Here is a 19,815-nt window from a genome sequence, read left to right as displayed (position 1 = left end):
TATAATCTCCTTCATAAAGGATAAATAATCAATAAGGTATTCTTATATCGAATCTTGCTAAGGTATGTAGCGCTTTGGGAAAATATTCCGGATACCAATGATAATAATCCTGCTCTTCCTCGCCTTTAGGTGTATCTATCAAATGCGAGTACCCAGACTGATATTCTCCCACATGTCCCGTTTCTTCAGAGTAAACAAAGGGCCAAGTTATAAGTTTACTTGCTGCAGGCTTACTATCTAGGTGCACACTATTAGAAGTAAACGCTTTGAGGTTTGACAGTGCTTGCTGACGCCTTTGCTGTGCATATAATTCAGGATGAATGACACTTTGCGGATAAATTTTAACAAAATCTTCTCCCAGAGTTACTCGGTAGTTATGAGTACGTTGGGCAATAACTTGTTCTTGGCATGCTGCTTCATAGCCTGCTTCAGGTCGATTGATAACAGCGATTTCACTATCTCCGCCTTTGCCTCGCATACTACGCTCATTTGCATTAGCACTACCACAAATCATTAAATGGTTATCAACCGTTAAAAATTTAGAATGAACATAAACTGGGCTACGTTGGGCTGCATCGATGAGTTCATTTCTAGATACATCTACTTTTGATGCCAGTTTGGTATATTCTTCTGTTGGGCTATACCATTGAGCCAGGAAATTGAAAGAGATAAAATGCCACCAAGGCTTATTTGTCCGTTTTTCAATTTCATTCATTATCCATTTTATAGTTAACCACTGAAGCGTCCTAATAGAATCCATTTCTAATTTACCCGGAGCGCTATTGACATTGGGTAACATGGGTAAAGTGACAAAAACATGAAAAGGGACCTTTGCCCTAAATCGTTCTACAATCTTATCTACTAAGGCTTGAGGAATAGGGTTAAAAGCTGCATGTTCTGGCTTAGCGTGAATTCCTGGACCGCCTATTAAATATTGTGTTTCTAGCTCAATAGAGTGTTTAGCCTCAGCAATCGCATTTTTATAACCTAAAGCAATACTTCTTTCATAAGGTTTTAGAGCCGCCCAGAAATTACCATGGGAAGCAGCCATGGTAGAGCGTAAAAGCTGTGATTGCCATAACGCTTTAGGTCGGCGAAGTTCTGTATAATTAAGAAGTTGAGTATGCCCTAAATTGCGGCAGAAACGCTCTAAACTATAATAATGATGTTTATCTTTTGTTCTTTTATTCCAGTATTTTAATCTTCCATTATTGGCGTTTTGCCATGCAGAAACGAAATCGTTAAATATATCTGCAACCACAGGGCCAATGACTTGTTGATGGACATCTCGCCAGCCATAAGCATTAGGTGCTCTCTGAGTTGAATGACTTGCATCATCCATACGCTCATGAGCGAGATCTAACCCACCATAAAATGCTGTTAGTTTTCTTTTTTTACTACCATCCTTCAGAGTAAATTCCGCATCTGTAATGACCGCTTTTGCATGATGAGTATTAAAATTATAAGTATGATTAACTGCGCGGAATTGTAAATTAGGAAGATCGGCTAGGCCATTTTTAAGTCCTTTTGCTCGTGCAATCGAATCTAAATAGGCAATAGAATCGTGATGATAAGTTAACTTATTGTCCCAAAATTGTGCCCATACTTTAATAGCAATCACTAAGTTGGGGTTATCTATTGCTTTCTGAACTAAAATTTTTCCTAAAGTAAAGGGTGAGGCTTCATGTTCTTTTATTGTTTTAAGTTTTGGTCGTAAATAATCAAGATGTAAATTAATTTCCCAGCCTTCTATACAAATGACATATTTTGCATTTTGAATACTTCTGATAATGGAAGGGAAAGCACCCTTAAGTTGCTCTTTAGGCACTGACATATCTTCATAGGCATTTAGAAAATGAATAACTTCATTTTCTGAGCGGGCTGGTGCATGAGCACGTCTAATTTCAGGCGCGGTAAAGCGATTATGTTTTATATCATTAAATTGTTTATAACTAATATAATAGTTATTATTTTTTTGTATTTTTTGAAATTTTTTAAGAAATTGTCTATATTGCTCCTCAACAAATTTTCGAGTTTCTAGTGTGGGTGCATTCTCCATATGCTCTTTTAAATCTTCCATAAAAGCTTTTATTAATAAATAAAATTGACAACCGTCTACTGGATTGCTAGAAGAAATAATGAATAATTGTTTATGGTTTTTCACCAAATCGACAAATAATTTATTATCCTGATGAATATTAATAGTATCTTTAATTTTAGTTAATAGCCGCATACAATCTGACTGTAATTTATCTTCTAGAATAAATATTAATTTGCCAAGTGCTGAATTAATGGTTTTCTCTTTCTCTGGTAGAGAGTGTGTTACTTTTTCTCGAGTAAAGGCAATAAAATGTTCTATAACTAGCTTTACTTTATTTAGATAGATTCGAAGGTGTACAAAACGTGGATTAAAAAGCTTCTGTATTTGACGTACCTGCTTGCGGAAATCCTTAACTTCTTCATCGGAAAAACGATCTTTATTGGCTAAAAATATAACTTCCAAATTGGCTAAGGTATGAAATAACTCTTTTTTCTTAAGACTCATTAAAGTATTTAAATCGCCTAAAATGGTAAGAAGAACGTTGCATTTATCGGCGTGCATCTTACTTTTTTTGTTACCTATTTTTTGTAAGTGCTTTCTTATTCTCTGTTGATAGGCTAATACTTCATAGATGGTTAATTTAGTCTCTTCTTTCTCAAGTTCAGTTAAAATAGTTCTTGTTTGACTAAACCACCCTTTATAAGCATTTTTAGCTAATAAGGTATCTTCATTAGCAGTAAGGCTTAAGTTTGCATTTAATCTGATTTTAGCAATCCTAGCTTGAATAGGACGTATTTTTACTGAAAAAAAATTATGTGTGTACATCAAATAATTTTGCTACCAATAAAGAAAGAAATAAAACTTAATTAAGATCTTGTTCTTTTTATAACTTTTCCTATCTAAATATGGCGTTAATTTCGCTATTATAACGGCTTATACTTTGGTTGCAAATTTCTTATTAAGCAATACATAACGTTGGTCTGCTCAAATTAGTTTGCAAGAAAAGTTAATTGTATCAACAAACCTTTAATAAATTAGATAAAAATATAAATAAACTAGTTAAAGAAAGACTAAAAACATCATCTTGTTAATAAAACCTTAAGTTTTCTTCGCTAATGTAACGTTCAGCAAAAATTAGCCTCTCTTAATCCAACCTCAAATGCAAGGGATTCAAGTAGTTCAATTAACAATAAAATTGGGAGCAGCTATGAGAAGAAAACCAAGCATTTTAGCTATGATGTCGTTAGTAAGCATATTACCCGTTACAGCAAGTGCTTTTGATGAAACTAGTACAGCCTATAAATTTGAAGGCTTATCATTAAATGCTGCGCTAGGCCATCTATCTGGGGAATCGCATGAGTATGTATATCAGGAAGATACGAATAAAAAACTAAGTCAATTAGACTGGAGGATAGATAACGCATTAATAGCTAAAGCTGAGTTAAACTATGATTTAAGGCCTTGGCTTAGTATCAATGGCAAGGGCTGGGCAACATTGGCCAAAGGTAATGGGTTTATGGACGATTATGATTGGTTAAATAATAACCAATTGCATTGGACACATTGGTCTTATCATGAGAATACCCATCTTAATAACGCTAACGGAATTGATGTAAATCTACAGACTTGGCTGCTTAACAAGTCAAACTACAAATTAGGCCTCCTCGGTGGTTATGAAAAAAACTCATTTAGTTTTAGAGCAAAAGGCGGATGCTTCATATATGAAAATGGCCGCCAGGTTGGCTGTTTTGAAGATAATGAGCCTGGAATAGGATACCGACAAATATTTAAAACACCTTACGTGGGCTTTGCTGGAAAATATGCAATAAACAATTTTGAACTGAACTTATTACTAAAGTTAAGTAATTGGGTAAAAGCAGCAGATAATGATGAGCATTACTCACGTAATTTAACTTTTAAAGAATGGGGAAATAAAGCAAAATATCACTCGCTTACAATTAATGCTGGATACTACTTTACTAAGAATACTAAGGTTTTTGCTGAAGCTTCTTATGCGAATTATGGCCATACTAGGGCAAATACTGAAGTTAGGGATAACGAGTCAGGAATACGCTCATATATTCCTAATTCAGCTGGCTTAGATAACAAAAATTATATATTGGCGCTTGGTGTGCAATACACTATGTAATTAGGTATAAAATTTTCTTCTACTACCGCGGCTTGACCGCGGTGCCTAGAAGCTTCTGGTATTTTCATAAAATTCATCATTCAGATCAATCAATAAATATTACTACAGCAGGTTTTGAACTCTAGATAACAGCGCAAATTAAGTTAAGACCACTAGCAAAGGCAAAGTTAGAAATCAAAAAATATCATTTAAAAGAAGGTTAGCATTGTCTAAGTGATTAATAGGCTATCAATCTAATGTGTTACCTTGCAAATGTGATGGTATCTAATTTATTAAATTTTAGGATTAATAGCTAATGTTATGTCATAAATATCTATCTTCTTCTTTTAGCAAAATCTTATTTTCTGTGCAAATTGTGATTTTAATGTTTATTAGATATAAGTTTTGTGATAAGTTCGGCTAAAAATTTTTTCTAAGAATAACTTATGCCAAAAATTATTTCCCATCCTAAAAAATACGATCCATCACAAGCTGAAAATGTCTTCTATCAGGATAACGAGCAGCCATTTGGTTATTTTGAAATTCAAAATGCAAGATATCGCAGGAAACAAGAGGATGCTCTGGCTTGGGAAACCGTAGATAACGCTTTAAATTCATTAACCCCCGAAGATATTGGTAAACGGTTATGGACAACCTATCGTGCTTTAGACGAACAAGTTTTACAGAGTGACTATGATGATGGTACAACTGCAGCTACAACTATTTATGACGGAAAAGGTAATTTAATTACAGCACTCTTAGCAGATGCGGCATCCTTTGCAGCGGTTTATGATAATGATAATCAGCTTCTAGGTGTAGTTAGGTTAAACTCAGTAACGCATAAACCAGATGATGCCAAGGAAAATATACGTATCGCTGATGCAGGTGGTTTTGTTGTCTTTGGCCGAGTCGATGGTAGCCTTAATATTTCAAGGGCGATTGGCGATAAAAATCTTAAGGGAAGTGGGGTATGTTCCGAAGCAACTATTGATATTACCAGCATTGATGATCTTGCTAAAACATTTCATGTTAGTCCAGAAGCAATAAAAAAAGTACAAATTATTAATACCTGTGATGGTTTTACTGATGGTGCTAGTGATCAAACAAAAAAAGGACATGAAGAGTTTCTACAAGAAGCTTTAAAAGAGATTCTAAAGGAAAATAATAATTTATCTGAAGCAGAGATAGCCAAAGCTTTAGTTAAGAAAGCAAAAGAAAGTTTATCCACTGATAATATCACTGTTGCTATCCAAACCCTTACATCTGAAACGCCTGCTTTTCTACTTGGTGTATATGATGGTCACGGCGGTCATCTAGCCTCAACTTATGTTGCAGAGAACATAGGCACTGAATTTAGAAAACAATGCGCCTTAACTCCAGAGGCCTACTGTGAGCAACCACTTAGTACAGATAGAAATGCCATTGCTTATAACCGAGATAATGCAAATAAGGTAAGTAAGCAAAGTCTAGAACCCAAAAAGAAAGATATTCTTACTACAGAGCTAAAACTAGAAGTACAGAATTATGATAACTTAACCTCTAAGGAAGGAAAACAAAAAGAAAAAAATATATCTTCTCCTCAAATAGAAATTGAGGCTCCTAATCTTAATGACGACATTAACATCAACGCAGAGCAAGACACAGGTGACGTTAATGTAGGCGTGATAGATTCTGATAATCAAGAAGAGTTTAAATTAATAATTCAACTTATAGAAGCTACAAAAAAATATCAAGAGAGTCTTTCGCCAAAAAACCGAGAAATACATGAAGTTATTGCAAAACTTCTTATTCTATTATATAGCCAAGAAAAAGATCAAAATAAGATAAGAGAGTATTTTGCGATTCTTAATAAGAAAGAGCCAGGAAAGCAATTTACTAATATAGAGATGATTCAAAACAATAAAGATATATCCACAAAACGCTTTATGGCCGGGGTGGCAATTATTGCGGCTACCTTAGCTACAGGGATTATCCCCGGACTGGCTTTAATAGGTATAGTTTACGCTTTAACTGGTAAATCACCGCTTAATTTGTTTAAAACCAATGGTGAGCTCTTTAAAGCAGATTTAACGAAGATTAAAGAAGAACATCATTTGCAAGATGAGGAAAGCCAGCAAAGTGCACTGCAACTTTAAAATTTCCGTATTGGGCCTAACTATAAACAAAAATGATAAACTTGAGTCTTCCTGTACTGGAAGGCTCTTAACCTATTAAATTAATGGTTGTCGATAGAGTAATAATTAGTAGGATTTAAATTACAGTTATTATCCAGCTCGATTTCAAGCAAAACCATTTTATGAAAAGTTAGGATACAGTACCATCGCAACGCTGCCGAGAAATTTTAAAGGCTATACAACTTATATAATGAGGAAGTATTTAAAAATTTCTTAACTTACAATGAATTGAATCAATAAGTATTGAAGAATCTAAAGAAAAGATAAGTAGGCCATGGAATCTAAATTTAGATGGCAATAAGCTAAACTTATAGAATAAGTTTGATAGAGGCTAACTTTATGGCGTCAGTAACTGATGTACTTATTGTAGGTGCCGGCCCGACTGGTTTGATGCTAGCCTTAGAATTAGCACGTCAAAAAATTAATTTTCGGATTATTGATAAAAAATCACAAACATCTCAAATCATTAAGGCAACGGCGCTTTCTTCAATAGCTCTGGAAGGATTTGATGATTTTGGTTATGCCTCTCCTTTTACCCATGTTGGTAATGCAACGCAAGCTCTTGTTATTTATGCTGAGGGTAAAATGATTGCTCATGCTCCTTGGACAGGCATTGAATCAAAGTATCCAAACTACTTTTTAATAGGCCAAAACTATATTGAAAGATTTCAAGAGCAGCTATTAAATCAATTAGGTAGTCAAGTTGAATGGCAAGTAGAATTAAAGAACTTTATAGATGCAGGTGAATATGTTCAAGCAAATCTAAGAGGTAAGCAAGAAGAAGTTATCAATTGCCGTTATCTTATTGGCTGTGATGGTGCGCATAGCTTAGTACAAAAACAAGCTAGGTTTACTGTCAATAAAAGTAAAAAATATCCTTCACATTATATTGTAGCTGATGTGATAGTACAGGGTGACTTTAATCCTAAGCATTGGTATATTTTTTTGGCAAACGAGGGTTTTGCGTCGCTAGGGTGTTTACCTGATAATCGGTGGGGAGTCCTTATTTCACTTCCTAAAGCAGGCAATTATGAGGAAGGTCAACAGCCCACACTTAATGAACTACAAAATTATTTTGATGCGCTATCTCCTATCCCTGGTAAGTTATCAGATCCGCGTTGGATATCACATTTCCATACCTATTTAAAATTAGTTAATAATCGAAGGAAAGGGCGGATTATTTTGTGTGGCGATGCTGCTCATCAAGTTAGCCCTTTAACGTCTTTAGGTATGAATTCAGGTTTATTGGATGCTCGGAACCTAGGTTGGAAGTTAGCCTTGCAATGTCAAGGTGTTGCAGCTGATGGGTTGCTTAATAGCTATGAGGAGGAGCAGAAACAAACCATAAAATCAGCCAGGTTGCTGTCTGACTTAAACGAAAAGTCATTTGCGATGACAGGACCTCTTTCGAGAGAGTATCGTGATCATGTCACAGGATTGATGATGCAAATGGGACCTGTAAGACGCTATTTTGGGAGTTTATTATCGCAATCTAATGTACGTATAACTAAAAGCTCAATCATTGATGAATATATAAGAACCCCTATTCATTGGCCATTCACTCGACACCGAGGTCAAGATAAATCCTGTTTACGAGAGTGGGTTAAGTTTGCTAAGGGCCTCCATGTAGGTGAAAGAGCGCCAGATGTCTATGCAGCCGTGCTTAATAAGGGAGGACCAGTACAATGGCTGTTTGCAGACCGACTAGCCGGAAGACATGGTTTATTTATATTTTTATCTAAAAGTACTCTTCCGGCTGATATAACGGAAGAAATTGATACCATTCTAGAAAATATACATCAGTATAATCTATGGATAAACCTGTATCTAGTTATCGATAAAGAGTGTGAGTTCAAGGTTCAATGGGATACGAGAGTCATTTTTGATGAGGAAAATAAAATTCATAAGCGTTATGGCGCAATTAGTGAGTGTCTCTATTTAATTCGCCCAGATCGTATTATTGGCTTTAGGAGTATGCCACCTCGTTGGGATAAGCTTGAGTTGTATTTAAAAAAGATTTTCAAGCTCAATAGTCATTAAACTTTCTTTATACTCTTAAGTAATCATTACTTTCTTGCTCTTTTTAACTTAATAAAAATAATTTTAACTAATCTAAATTAGGCGCTTTTCTTGTGTTTTTTAAAAAAAACGTTATTTTATAACTATGGAGATAAACACTTAGGAAGAGTATGCCCATTAATAAGTCTTCAAAGTCGAATCCAATTGTGATCATTGGAAGCCTTTTTTTAGCAATTATTATTGATCAAATGGGTATTACATTTGTATTTCCTATTCTAACTCCTTTATTTATGGAGCCTACCAGCAACCTTATCTCTACAGGAATGGACAAGGGTACACGCGATGTTCTTTTTGGCTTATGCCTTGCTTTATACCCTCTTTTTATGTTTTTTGGAGCTCCTTTATTAGGTGCGCTTTCAGATCAATTAGGTAGGAAAGCAACTCTTCTTCTTTGTTTACTAGGTTCAGCAGCAAGTTTTGTCTTATCAGCTATTGCCATTAACCTTGGAAGTCTTATTTTACTTTTATTTAGCAGAGCAAGTGCTGGTTTTTTTAGTGGTAGTCAATACATTGCGCAAGCAGCTATTGCTGATATTAGTCCTGAGGATAAAAAAGCTGTTAATTTAAGTTATATTATTGTTGCAATAAGTATTGGCATGATCTTTGGACCCTTAGTGGGCGGTTATCTTTCTGATCCGAATTTCTTTAAAGGTTTAACTTATGCTACTCCTTTTGAAGCAGCAGCCTTACTCGCATTTATTAATGCTTTAATTCTTTGGTTAATTTTTCCTGAGACCTTTATAAGAACAAATCCAGTCAAATTAAATTTATTTGAGGGATTTACACTGTTAAAGGAAGCTTTTACTAACCTTAAAATCCGCCTGCTTTCCTTCTTACTTTTCTTTTTTATGTTTGGATGGACATTATATTTTCAATCTATTTCTTGGTTCCTTTTTCAGCAGTTTAAATTCACTCCGAATAAAATTGGCCTATTTATAGCTTACTTAGGTATAGCTTTTGCCCTTGCCTTAATGATTGTTTTAAAGTTGTTATTAAAATACCTTAAAAAACCCTCATACATAATATTGCTCTGCCTCAGCATGAACACTATTGCTTTGTTACTTGCACTTTCAATTCCTTTTGAGGCGATTCAGTGGATTTCAGGCCCCTTTATAATTGGCTCTATGGCTATTACTTATACCTTAGTACTTACACTTTTTTCAGATGCCGTTGGTGAGGATAAACAAGGCTGGATTATGGGGGTTTCTGGTGCGTTTGTTGCTATTGCGTGGACTCTTGCAGGTTTACTAGCAGGTCCTTTTGGTTATTTTAATATTCATTTGCCTTTTTTAATTAGTACTCTATTGGTAATAGTTGCGCTGATTCTTACTTTCCGGCTGCAAATTCACAGCGCTAAGTAAGTTAATTAATCCTTTTATTTAGTTAGTGAATACTTATCGAGAGACTGATTTATATTATTTGCTTGGTATAAAGCTAAGTTCTAATAGTTAAACTGTTCCATAAGAGGAATGACGGATAAATTCATCCTATTAAACTATTTATATAAATCAATACGATTAATGTTTTAATCTCTATTGCAAAAATTATAATTAGATTTTAACAGGTTCAAAAAATTCAGTTTATTTCAGCTACTGAAAGCTCATTATTAAACTGTTTATATTATCTCTAAATTATTTTTACTGCTTTATCATTTTATTTTATCTCATTGATAATGAAATTATTTAAATAAGTTATTCAAGTAGAAATAATTGGATTAGATATAAAAACAAAAAAATATCTTGAACTTTTATTTGTCATGGTGTTATCTATATTGGCCTTATGGCTAAAATAGAATGCAATTACTTTAGCAATGGAAGAAAATTATGCTCAAAACATTAACTTCGATACTGATTGAACCTACTTATAGACGAGCTCCTAATTTCTTTAGTCGGGCTCTATCAACAAGCAAATTTGGAAAACCGCATAGCTCATCCTACTTAGCCCAGCAACTTGCAGAATTGAAAAAGAGGAATGTAAATGCTGAAATCACAACACTTAAAAAAGGTACTACACTCACCGGTTTAGATATGCATTTTGATGAACATCTCCTTCTTGATGCCTATCCACTTTATAAGAAAGAAACGCTTAACAAACTATCTTCAAAGGAAAAAGACTTTTTTCAGACCATGGCTAAAGATTTTTATTCTAGATTTGCTCACTTCACTTTAAAAGAAGATATTCAATGCTTGAAAACAGCGACTCCTGATACAAATTCGCCATTTTTCTATATCCATCGAGATGTTACTAAGCTTGGTAAGGTAGAAAAAATAGAAAAAGTTCTGCCTTCAGAAAATAATACTTCTACTTTTAAGCCAAATTTTTAAGCTTTTTCTTCAATAAAAATTTTTATATTAATAAATATGGGTAAAATTACCCATATTAATTTTGGCCAAGATTAATTAAAATCGCAACTTGATTGAAAACTAAACAACTGAGAGGCCTTAAAGGTATTAGTGATGAAGTTTTACAATAATCTTGAGTCATTCTTATTTGCTTATGAGCTTGGTTCATTCTCTAAAGCTGGTAAGAAATTAAATATTACACAAGCAGCTGTGTCAACTCAAATAAAGAATCTTGAAATTTATTTAGGTAAGACACTTTTTACGCGTGAAGGTAAATATATTAAGCCTACTTTTGCTGCTAAAAAATTAGCTGTTTTAGTTTCTGAGCCTTTTTATAAATTAAGAGGTGCTATTGATAGTTTTTCAAAATATACCAACACTCGAGAAGGTATAATAAAAATAGGTTGCATCAATGAGTTTGCACAAAAGATATTAACTCCTAAAATAGGTATTTGTCTTGAGCATGAAATTAAGCTTAGAGTCGGTTATATAAATAACAATCAAGAAGTAATTGACGCATTGCAAGATAATTTAATAGATTTTGGAATTACTTCCGTAAAATTTGATTATCCGAACCTGAAGTTTATTAGATTATTTGACGATGACTTAGTCTTTATTGGTACTGAGCGCTGGAAGAATTATTTAGATCAAACGAATGCCGCTACGTTTGTCTCCAGCCTGCATTCTTTGCGTTGGCTTGCTTACAATAATGATTTGCCATTTATCAAAAAATACATTGATTCAATACTAGATACAGTACAATTTATTGAGCCTTATCTTACTTTTACAGATTTTAATGTGTTAATTGATTTAGTTGCGCGCGGTTATGGGGTGGCATGTTTGCCCAAAACGTATGTCCAGCCTTATATCGAAAATCAATCAGTTATTCAAATGCATTTTCCTAAGAATCCGCCTAGATATACAGTTTATCTAGTATACAAAGCGGGTAGCTTGCTAAACAAGCGGATGAAGTTTTTTAAAGAGCTTTCGGATAAAATGTCTATTAATAATTTAATAGGTGTTTACTAAACAACTGTATCATTAAGTAAATGAATTTTTAAGTAACTGTTATTAATTTTAATAACTAGAAGCTAATTTAAAAATAAGCTGGCTTTTGGATTTGCAATTATATTTTTCACGTAGATTTTCAAAATGTCTCTCTACAGTGCGTCTTGAAATACCAAGGAGGTAAGCTGTTTCATCCGATGTTTTACCTCGTATATGCCACCATAGTACTTCTTTTTCTCTTAGCGTTAAATGTGTGTGCTGAAAGCTTTTTTGATTAAAAGGAATATCAAGGGAAATCGGTTCCTTAATAAATGCGGTACTCATTCGCTGCATGAATTCAAGACGATTGGAGATTGAAAGTTTAGTTAAAAGTGGTCGGATTGTAGCTAATTGGCTATCAAAATAGTTATTAAATTTAGATAAGGCTTCAAGATTATTTAAATAAATATGATTTATATCGGTGTTCTCTAAGGGTGCGTCGAAGCAATAAAGTTTTAATACTTTATCTTTACTATTGAGGATTTCTAACACTCGAAATGAGTGACCGAAATTAAAACCCTCCAAGAGCTTATAGATGGCCTCACAATTTTTTAGATACTTCTGAGGATAAGTATCTAAAAGATAGAAACCTTGTTTAGGATAAGTCTTTAAAATATTTATAGGTACATTTTTAAGGAGTCCTTGCGCAATACACTGCTGCAAGTATTCAGCATGACTGTCTAACCAAAAATAATTACCTTCTTCATCTGCTTCAATATAGCTAAAATGATTAATATCTATCGCTTTAAATAATATAGTACAGGTGTTTTTTACAAAGGTAGTAAAATTAAGCAAGCTCAAGTGCTTACTCTCTAAGTCGACATGCATTTTAAGTAAAATTTTTAAAATAAATTAATCATATTGGTCAAACATTTTACATTAAATTAGTAGAACATTCAATATCTTTATCCTACCTACTCTGTAGTTCTTGAATTACGTTATCTATTAACAATTCTTTTAAAGATATAAATAAATTTAGGGGTAAAGAAATTTTACGTTAATGTCAAATTGTTACTCTTCCTGTTAACAACAAAAACAATAGTTTTAAAAAGTCAATAAGAATTAAAGCAGGAAAGAACAATGAAAATAATTCAGACCCTAATAAGTAAAAGTAAAGAAAGGGCGACACCCACAGAAAGTAGATTGGAAAGAATTAGAGAGTATTTGGGCTTAAATTCAATCTATCTTAGAGGCCGAATTAGTACAGGTAGAAGTCAGATCAGTAATAGTAATAGTAGCAGTAATAGTAACACTAGCCTGTCTAAACGGCTGTTTACAGTAAAAGAGCCAATTGGTAGAGGCTCCAGGCTTACATCTGTAGCAGAACAACGGCAAACGTTAACTATTAAAAAAGATTATGTAAAAGGTTCATTTGAGATGATGCTGCAACAGTTTAAATCTAATTTATCTATATCAGCATCACTTAGTTTTTATACTCCACTGAAAAAGGTGGAAGTTGAAAGCAAAATTGAAAGCAAGGTAGAGCAACCGCAGCCACAAGTAAAAGCACTATGTCTTTTTGGTGGAGTAGCAACATTAGCAGCAATTTGGGAAAATTTAATGGTACAGCCATATAAATTAAAAGGTACACAAGTTGTCATAATCAGCTCACCGATGTGGATTGAAAATATTAATGAGCAACTTTGGGCGAATCGACCTTGGGGCCAATCAAAGCGTTACTTACCAAGGGCGATGCGTTGTGTTGCTGATGACCTTTTTCCTGATTACCCAGATGATGAACTGCTAAATTTTAGAATGATTAAGGATATCATTACTAAATTACGTGAACTACTTAAAGAAGCGGGTGTTCAAATTATTGAAGATGAAGTAGAAGCGGTTAAAGAAAGTAAAGATGGTTTAAGTATAGTAGTCAATGGTGAAGAAAAGTTAATTATTCCACATCATGATTATCATGTTATCCATTCTGGAAAAAAATTAATTGAAATTCCAGGAATTAAGTTAAATCATTTTGGCAATGCTTATAAAAAATCGGAAAAGGAGTTAGCTGAGAGCCCAATGGCTATAGTGGCTTCTGGCTTAAGTGCAATTTGGGCAATTCAAGATTTTAAAGGTAAGACAAACCTTATTCATATTATCCCTAAAGGTGATCGTGAGCTCCCAATGGAAAATTTTGATTGCGTTTTACGATTAGAAGATGCAGAGTTTTTTGCGGCAGATGATGAAGACAGATTAATAATCCGCGGCTTATGTATAAAAAATAATAAAATAATGACGTGGGATGTTCGTAAAGATGTCATTTACTCAGCTAGAGGGTTTGAGCTTTCTGATGTAATTCAAGTTAGTCAAACAAAAACTACAATAGTGAATACTGCAGCAAAATCAAAAGACCTGTGTAACTTATATGATTTAAGGGGCGAGAAACGTTTTTATGCAAATGATATGAGGGGTACTTTAATTCCACCTGGAAACCTTGCAAGTACTTGTCGAGGCATCTTATGTGCTGTAAGTAAGGTGATGAATGATAATAGCGATCTTATTCTTGGAGATGGCCAAGCCGTTACCTCCTTTGAAGCTTGGAAGGAGGCAACTTTAAATAAAGCAAAAAAACATGGGGTGATGATTCATGACGATTTTTATAAAGTAGTGTTTGACCAGATAAAATCAATTACGACATACTTTCTTCCTCATGATGATCAGCTATGGGAAGTGATAAAGCGACTCTTTAATAAAGGAATATTAATTGACGGATTATTAGGACCTATAAAACAACCTGTGGCAGTTAATTGTCATGGAAAACCAATTTCTTTGACTCAATTTGAAATAATATTTAGAAAGCCTGTACAGCTTGTGGTAGTAAATGAAGCACAGAAGCCAAAAGAAGAAGCTAAATGTGAAGGTATAAAATTTCAAATGTAATAATAAAAAAGGACGTAATGAACTTACTTAACTAGCTCATAAAAATAATTAAAAGCTTAGTAAAATTCAAAGGGAAATAGTTAATAAAAATAAAACAATAAAAATAAGTAATAAGAATAAACTAATTAAGAAGAAGAAAGATAGGGATGTTATTTACTTAAGTACGACTTTCAAGCTGTTAAGTATGCTTATTTAACCGATAATAAAAATAACTAAGAGTTAAGTAAAACTGGAAAAAAAAATAAAGCAAGGATGTTTTTAAATAGGTTAAATTTATATGCCTATTTATAGACTCTTTCACTTAGAAGAAAGAAAAAAAACTAATAAAAATAATAGAGTCTAAACAGTTAACGATAAGAATAAAACAAGGATGTTATCTCCTTTTTTAATTCAAATGGTTCAGAGCGATTATTTAGCCAAAACCTATAACTTGAATACATAATTTAAGCTTGGTACTATTCTTTTAATCTGTAATAAAATCCTTACTAATGTCCCTAAAAATCGATTTAAACCATCCAATCTTTCTACTAAAGAATAAAGTTTTTGAAGTAAGTAAAAAATTTTTAAATACATTTGGCTTTAACTACTTTCAGTATTTACGATGCTTTGCTGATGGTTCTATAAATTGCCTAAGCACTGATACAGGTTTATTTGAATATTTTCAACATATTGAAAATGAGCCCGTTGTCTTTTCTTCCTTTTCTAATGAACATGAAAAAGCCCATTCATATTGGTTTTTTTGGGATGAAGAGTTACCTAGTATGCCGGTGCAAATTGCTCGAGAAAAATATAATTTTCATAATGGGCTTACATTGGTTAGGCGTAACAAAAATTATTACGATATGATTGCTGTCGCACTCCCTTACGAGCACTCAAATCCTGGCGCATTCTATCTCAATAAATTTAAAGTCATAGAGCAATTTATTTTTGACTTTGAATTACAAAATAAAGAGTTAATAATGTTACTAAACAAAAATCCTTTAAGACTTCCTATAGCTTATCGTGATGTGAATTATAAAGATATCTGCTTGCCTCAGGGTCGAATTATTGTGGAGGGGAAAACTAAATCAACTTATATTACAACTCAAGAGTTAACTTGTTTAAGATTATTGCTACAAGGAGCGACACATAAACAAATTGCAAAATGTCTCGATCTTTCCCACCGAACAGTTGAGACTTATTTAATGCGTGCTAAACAAAGGACAGAATTTTCTTCCTGGTACGAGATAGAACGTATGCTGTATTCTTGTTCTGCTATCTAGAAGATTTACTAGTTGTAAGTATTTATAACGGACAGACAAAAAAAATTTACCTATTAAACTCAGCCAGGAATAAAATTAATCTTGGAGAGTTTGATGAAGATATTAGCTAATAAACCTGCACGACATTTATTTGAACAATTTTGCGATGGTTATGAAAAGCGTGATTTATCTTTGACACTTAGCCTTTTTACAAAGGGAGCTAATGTTTGGGGTTCAGGCCTTGATGAATATCGAGTAGGGTTAAAGGAAATCGAAGAACAATTAAGGAGAGATTGGAGCCAGTCAGAGTACTCTAAAATAGAAATTGTACGTTTTGTGCCAACGCCTGATAATGCTTTGTGGGCTGCTGCAGTTTGTAATGCGCGCATTAAAGTTGCCAATGAGAATTATTTATTTGAGCACTTGCGGGGTACTTTGATCGTTGAACAAGAAGATGGCGCTTGGAAAATAACGCATATGCATGCTTCTTTTCCTGATTATAGAAATGCAGAGAATAATTCTTTTCCAATTAATTAGGAGTAATGAGTTAATTGGCGGGCCATACCCATAGCCGTCAGGCTAAGGAATTTTGCCATTGTTTTTTCATAAAGCCCCTCAATCTTGGCTACGTTTCGCTTTAATAGGCGCCTACGTTCTGCGACTTGTTCGCGGAATCCAGAATCTCACTATATCGCTGGATCTCGCGGACGAGTCGCGGGAAGTAGACAAGGTGAGCGGACAAGCTGCGGAACGTAGATGATATAAAAGAAAAATGTTTAGTTTGACGGCTATAGGCTCATACCCGACACCGATCTTGAATCTAATTGAGAATTTAAATTAAAGTATCTTTTTATTCATTGTTTTGTCTAAACTAATAGTCGAAATTAAGTTTACGTATCAATTATTTTATGAAAAATTCAGGTTCTACTAGCGGCTGTTTCTTTATTTTTGGTTTCGGTTATACTGCCCAGTTTTTAGCAAATGCTTTAATTAATCGCAACTTTAAAGTCATTGGCACTACCCGGAATAAGCAAAAAATTTCAATTCATACACAGTCAGTTTATTCTCTTATTAATTATCATTTTGATGAAATTTCAGCCTATCTAAAAGAAGCAACTCATCTTCTAATAAGTATTCCGCCAGTAACACCGTTAGGTGATCCTGTATTGTCTGATTTTAGCGATTTAATTAAAGATAATAGTCACCATTTAAAATGGCTAGGCTATTTATCCTCTACAAGTGTTTATGGTGATCATCAAGGTAGTTGGGTAAATGAAGAGTCAGCTTGTTTAGCACAAGATGCCCAAAGCACTTTAAGATTAAATGCTGAGGAAGCCTGGATGGCATTTGCAAGGCAATATCAACTGCCATTGCATATTTTTAGATTGGCAGGCATTTATGGTCCAGGAAGAAATGCTATAAGTCGTATTAAAGCTGGAAAAAAATTAAGTATTTATAAAAGTGGGCAATTTTTTTCTAGAATCCATGTCTCTGACATTGTATCTATTTTACTTGCTTCATTAGAATATCCTAAATCCTATTCTATTTATAATGTTGCTGATGATAGGCCAATTGCTTCTCATGTTATTGATGAGTATGCGTGTACTTTACTAAATCAAGCTCCTTTGCCCCTTATCGATTATGGGGACGCAATTCTCTCACCTCAAGAAACACATTTTTACAACAATAATCGTCGAGTATCTAACACTAAAGTTAAAAGTGAATTAAAAGTTAAGCTTAAGTATCCAACCTATCAAGAGGGATTAAATCAATTATTTAAAGAAGAATGTTAAAAATAAAGAGAGGTAGTTTTTTATTTTAATTTTATGGCTCAGATTAGCGCTAAACCTAACAAGCACACTGTAAAAAAATGATTTTTAGGATTATTTTTATATTTTAAATCGATGTAAGGACAAGAATTATGGCAAGTCAAATCTCAGTCTAAATTTCATTGTGCTAATTTACTTGCCAATTGAACTCTAATCTAAGATAGCTGAGATTATTTTGATAACGGCGAACTATAGTAGACTATAGCTCATCGTTATGAATAATTAAGTATGACATTATTTCTTTTATTAAGAAGGCATACCTATAACCTCAGTCCTTAACTGAGCGCTTTTCTCTTCTTCTTTTTCAGGCCAAACACGCTTAAAGAAATTAAACGAATATTGCCGACTATCAGGTTGTACCGACTCACATGCATTAGGGCATGTTGGCACTAATAAATGCGAAAGAACGATATGACCATTCGCTGTACGCGCGTTTTTATATTTCTCTTCAGAGACATAAAATTTATGAGATTTAGGATTATCTTGCAGCCATTCCTCTTCAATAGCAGAAAGCGTCTGGCCTTGCTGCTTTTTAGCCGTTAATGCTTTCGTTTTTTCTTTTACTAACGCATAAATTGATGCTTTGTTATAGGGAACCAATTTATCATCTGCAAAACGTTTTCCCTGATTATCTTTTTTAGAGCGAACGACAACAAAGTCCCGATCGTGTGGAGGAATCGCTGAAAATTGTTTTTCTACATTTAAAGACCAGCCGCTTACAATGATAAGAGGATTTAAAATAAATTTTACAGAACCATGAATAAACCAATTTAACCAAGTTTTAGGATGCAGAGGATTTGCTCCTTGAGGAGCGCGACTACGTTGTTCAACAATTGCGGTTATTGAGCGAAATGAACGAGCATCATACAGTTTAACGGGTAAATTATCTTCTGTATGTAATATACCAGCTGTATGTGCAGCGACATTTCCACCTAAACATTCGCCCATGAAAGCAATATTCTGTGGATTTGCACCTAATTTAATTAAGCGCTGGGCCTGAGCAAGCGCATCATCATAAAGATCCTGTTCACTTTTTATAATTCCTTTACTTAACCCTATACCGCGATAATTAAAAGCAATGACGGTGACATTTAGCTCTCTAGCATATATTTGATGCAGTTTAAGCCAATCTACAAAATTATTACTTCTAGGCATCGCTGTTATAATAAACCGGCGTTTGGCTATGTCTTGACTCGCTGATTTTGGATTGCGAACTTCTACTGAATCAAGGACAGCATTATCTGGTGTTTGTAATTTATAGAAATAAAGGTGGTTTCTATTTTGGCGAAAGTCATATCCTAGACGCTGCTCTAATTTTTGATAAAATCGCTCTTGTTGTTCTTCATTGAGTTGCTCAAGGCCACGAAAATGAATCTGATCAGGTTTGAATTTCGGATTATCACCTTTAATCTTAGCTTCAACGTTGTTAACTACTTTATCTAAATAATTATCAATATACTTTTCAGCACGTGGTTTAGGAAATAAGTGAGTTACCCAGCTCAGTAGAACATCGAGAACTTTTACTGTAATCGTATGATTTACTAAAAAATTTCGCCAGTTTAATAATTCTCTAATTAAAATATTTTTTTTAGGTAAAATGTTAATAATATCCATTTCTTCTGAAGACATAAATAATGGATCAGGGTATTTAGGATTTTGTAAGATAAATGCATCATCTTTTTCTTCTTTACGAAAAAGTGGATTAATGACGAGATAGCTAAGTAGACGACCAACGAGTATTTGCCATAGGGTATAAGGTAATTTGATTAAATGTTTTAAAAATTGGCCAAATTGCTCTAAAGGTTTTTTTGGGGGCCTTTCTAAACGGTAGAACCCACCATATTTGCTTTCTGATTTTTTAAGAGCTACGTTTAAATTAGACATAAATCATACACTTACATATAAAAATGCACAGTTTATACTATTTTGTAACTCTTGTACAAGAATTATAAAAAAAGACAGCTATTATGAGGGTTACAGTCTTAAGACTAATGTGAGTTTTTATAATAAGGATCTTGCTGTTAAATGCTATCTTAGCTTATGAAAATTATTTTAAG

13 protein-coding genes are annotated in these 19,815 nt (G+C 33.6%); 10 read left to right on the top strand and 3 right to left on the bottom strand.

All coding sequences use genetic code 11. The features are described from left to right. Positions 1-28: 28 nt before the first annotated feature. Positions 29-2,866: a hypothetical protein gene (locus ACQUW5_RS09685; RefSeq protein ID WP_444991042.1), complete on the bottom strand. Its 2,838-nt coding sequence runs from the start codon at positions 2,864-2,866 to the stop codon at positions 29-31. 382 nt (positions 2,867-3,248) lie between these two features. On the opposite strand from ACQUW5_RS09685, the gene ACQUW5_RS09680 reads away from it, so the two are divergent. The 6 genes from ACQUW5_RS09680 (at position 3,249) to ACQUW5_RS09655 (ending at position 11,793) form a co-directional block, all read left to right on the top strand. Then, complete coding sequence (locus ACQUW5_RS09680; protein ID WP_444991041.1) at positions 3,249-4,190, top strand: omptin family outer membrane protease; 942 nt, start codon at positions 3,249-3,251, stop codon at positions 4,188-4,190. A 425-nt stretch (positions 4,191-4,615) separates the two neighbouring features. Then, positions 4,616-6,304, top strand: a complete 1,689-nt coding sequence (locus ACQUW5_RS09675; RefSeq protein ID WP_444991040.1) for a PP2C family serine/threonine-protein phosphatase — start codon at positions 4,616-4,618, stop codon at positions 6,302-6,304. 378 nt (positions 6,305-6,682) lie between these two features. Beyond that, a complete protein-coding gene (locus ACQUW5_RS09670) occupies positions 6,683-8,383 on the top strand; it encodes an FAD-dependent monooxygenase (protein WP_444991039.1) in 1,701 nt (566 codons plus the stop codon). A gap of 149 nt (positions 8,384-8,532) precedes the next feature. Then, positions 8,533-9,783 carry an MFS transporter gene (locus ACQUW5_RS09665; RefSeq protein ID WP_444991038.1) on the top strand — a complete coding sequence of 417 codons (1,251 nt, stop codon included), beginning with the start codon at positions 8,533-8,535 and terminating at the stop codon, positions 9,781-9,783. Between the two features lie 462 nt (positions 9,784-10,245). Beyond that, on the top strand, positions 10,246-10,746 hold the full coding sequence (locus tag ACQUW5_RS09660; RefSeq protein WP_444991037.1) for a hypothetical protein: 501 nt from the start codon (positions 10,246-10,248) through the stop codon (positions 10,744-10,746). Positions 10,747-10,878: 132 nt separating this feature from the next. After that, positions 10,879-11,793, top strand: a complete 915-nt coding sequence (locus tag ACQUW5_RS09655; protein ID WP_444991036.1) for a LysR family transcriptional regulator — start codon at positions 10,879-10,881, stop codon at positions 11,791-11,793. Positions 11,794-11,841: 48 nt separating this feature from the next. Here the strand turns inward: ACQUW5_RS09655 and ACQUW5_RS09650 are convergent, their stop codons facing one another. After that, complete coding sequence (locus tag ACQUW5_RS09650; protein WP_444991035.1) at positions 11,842-12,612, bottom strand: helix-turn-helix transcriptional regulator; 771 nt, start codon at positions 12,610-12,612, stop codon at positions 11,842-11,844. A gap of 279 nt (positions 12,613-12,891) precedes the next feature. On the opposite strand from ACQUW5_RS09650, the gene ACQUW5_RS09645 reads away from it, so the two are divergent. The 4 genes from ACQUW5_RS09645 to ACQUW5_RS09630 all read left to right on the top strand — a co-directional run bounded on the left by ACQUW5_RS09645 (position 12,892) and on the right by ACQUW5_RS09630 (position 17,722). Continuing rightward, complete coding sequence (locus tag ACQUW5_RS09645) at positions 12,892-14,688, top strand: hypothetical protein (RefSeq protein ID WP_444991033.1); 1,797 nt, start codon at positions 12,892-12,894, stop codon at positions 14,686-14,688. 488 nt (positions 14,689-15,176) lie between these two features. Next, entirely contained in the window at positions 15,177-15,950 is a 774-nt protein-coding gene (locus ACQUW5_RS09640; protein WP_444991032.1) for a helix-turn-helix transcriptional regulator, read from the top strand. Positions 15,951-16,043: 93 nt separating this feature from the next. Then, on the top strand, positions 16,044-16,466 hold the full coding sequence (locus ACQUW5_RS09635; protein ID WP_444991031.1) for a nuclear transport factor 2 family protein: 423 nt from the start codon (positions 16,044-16,046) through the stop codon (positions 16,464-16,466). 371 nt (positions 16,467-16,837) lie between these two features. Beyond that, on the top strand, positions 16,838-17,722 hold the full coding sequence (locus ACQUW5_RS09630) for an SDR family oxidoreductase (RefSeq protein WP_444991030.1): 885 nt from the start codon (positions 16,838-16,840) through the stop codon (positions 17,720-17,722). Between the two features lie 282 nt (positions 17,723-18,004). On the opposite strand, the gene ACQUW5_RS09625 is transcribed toward ACQUW5_RS09630, so the two are convergent. Continuing rightward, on the bottom strand, positions 18,005-19,642 hold the full coding sequence (locus tag ACQUW5_RS09625) for an alpha/beta hydrolase family protein (protein ID WP_444991029.1): 1,638 nt from the start codon (positions 19,640-19,642) through the stop codon (positions 18,005-18,007). Positions 19,643-19,815 lie beyond the last annotated feature (173 nt).

The organism is Legionella pelazae (assembly GCF_052527395.1).
This window is presented reverse-complemented; position numbering and strand designations above follow the sequence as displayed.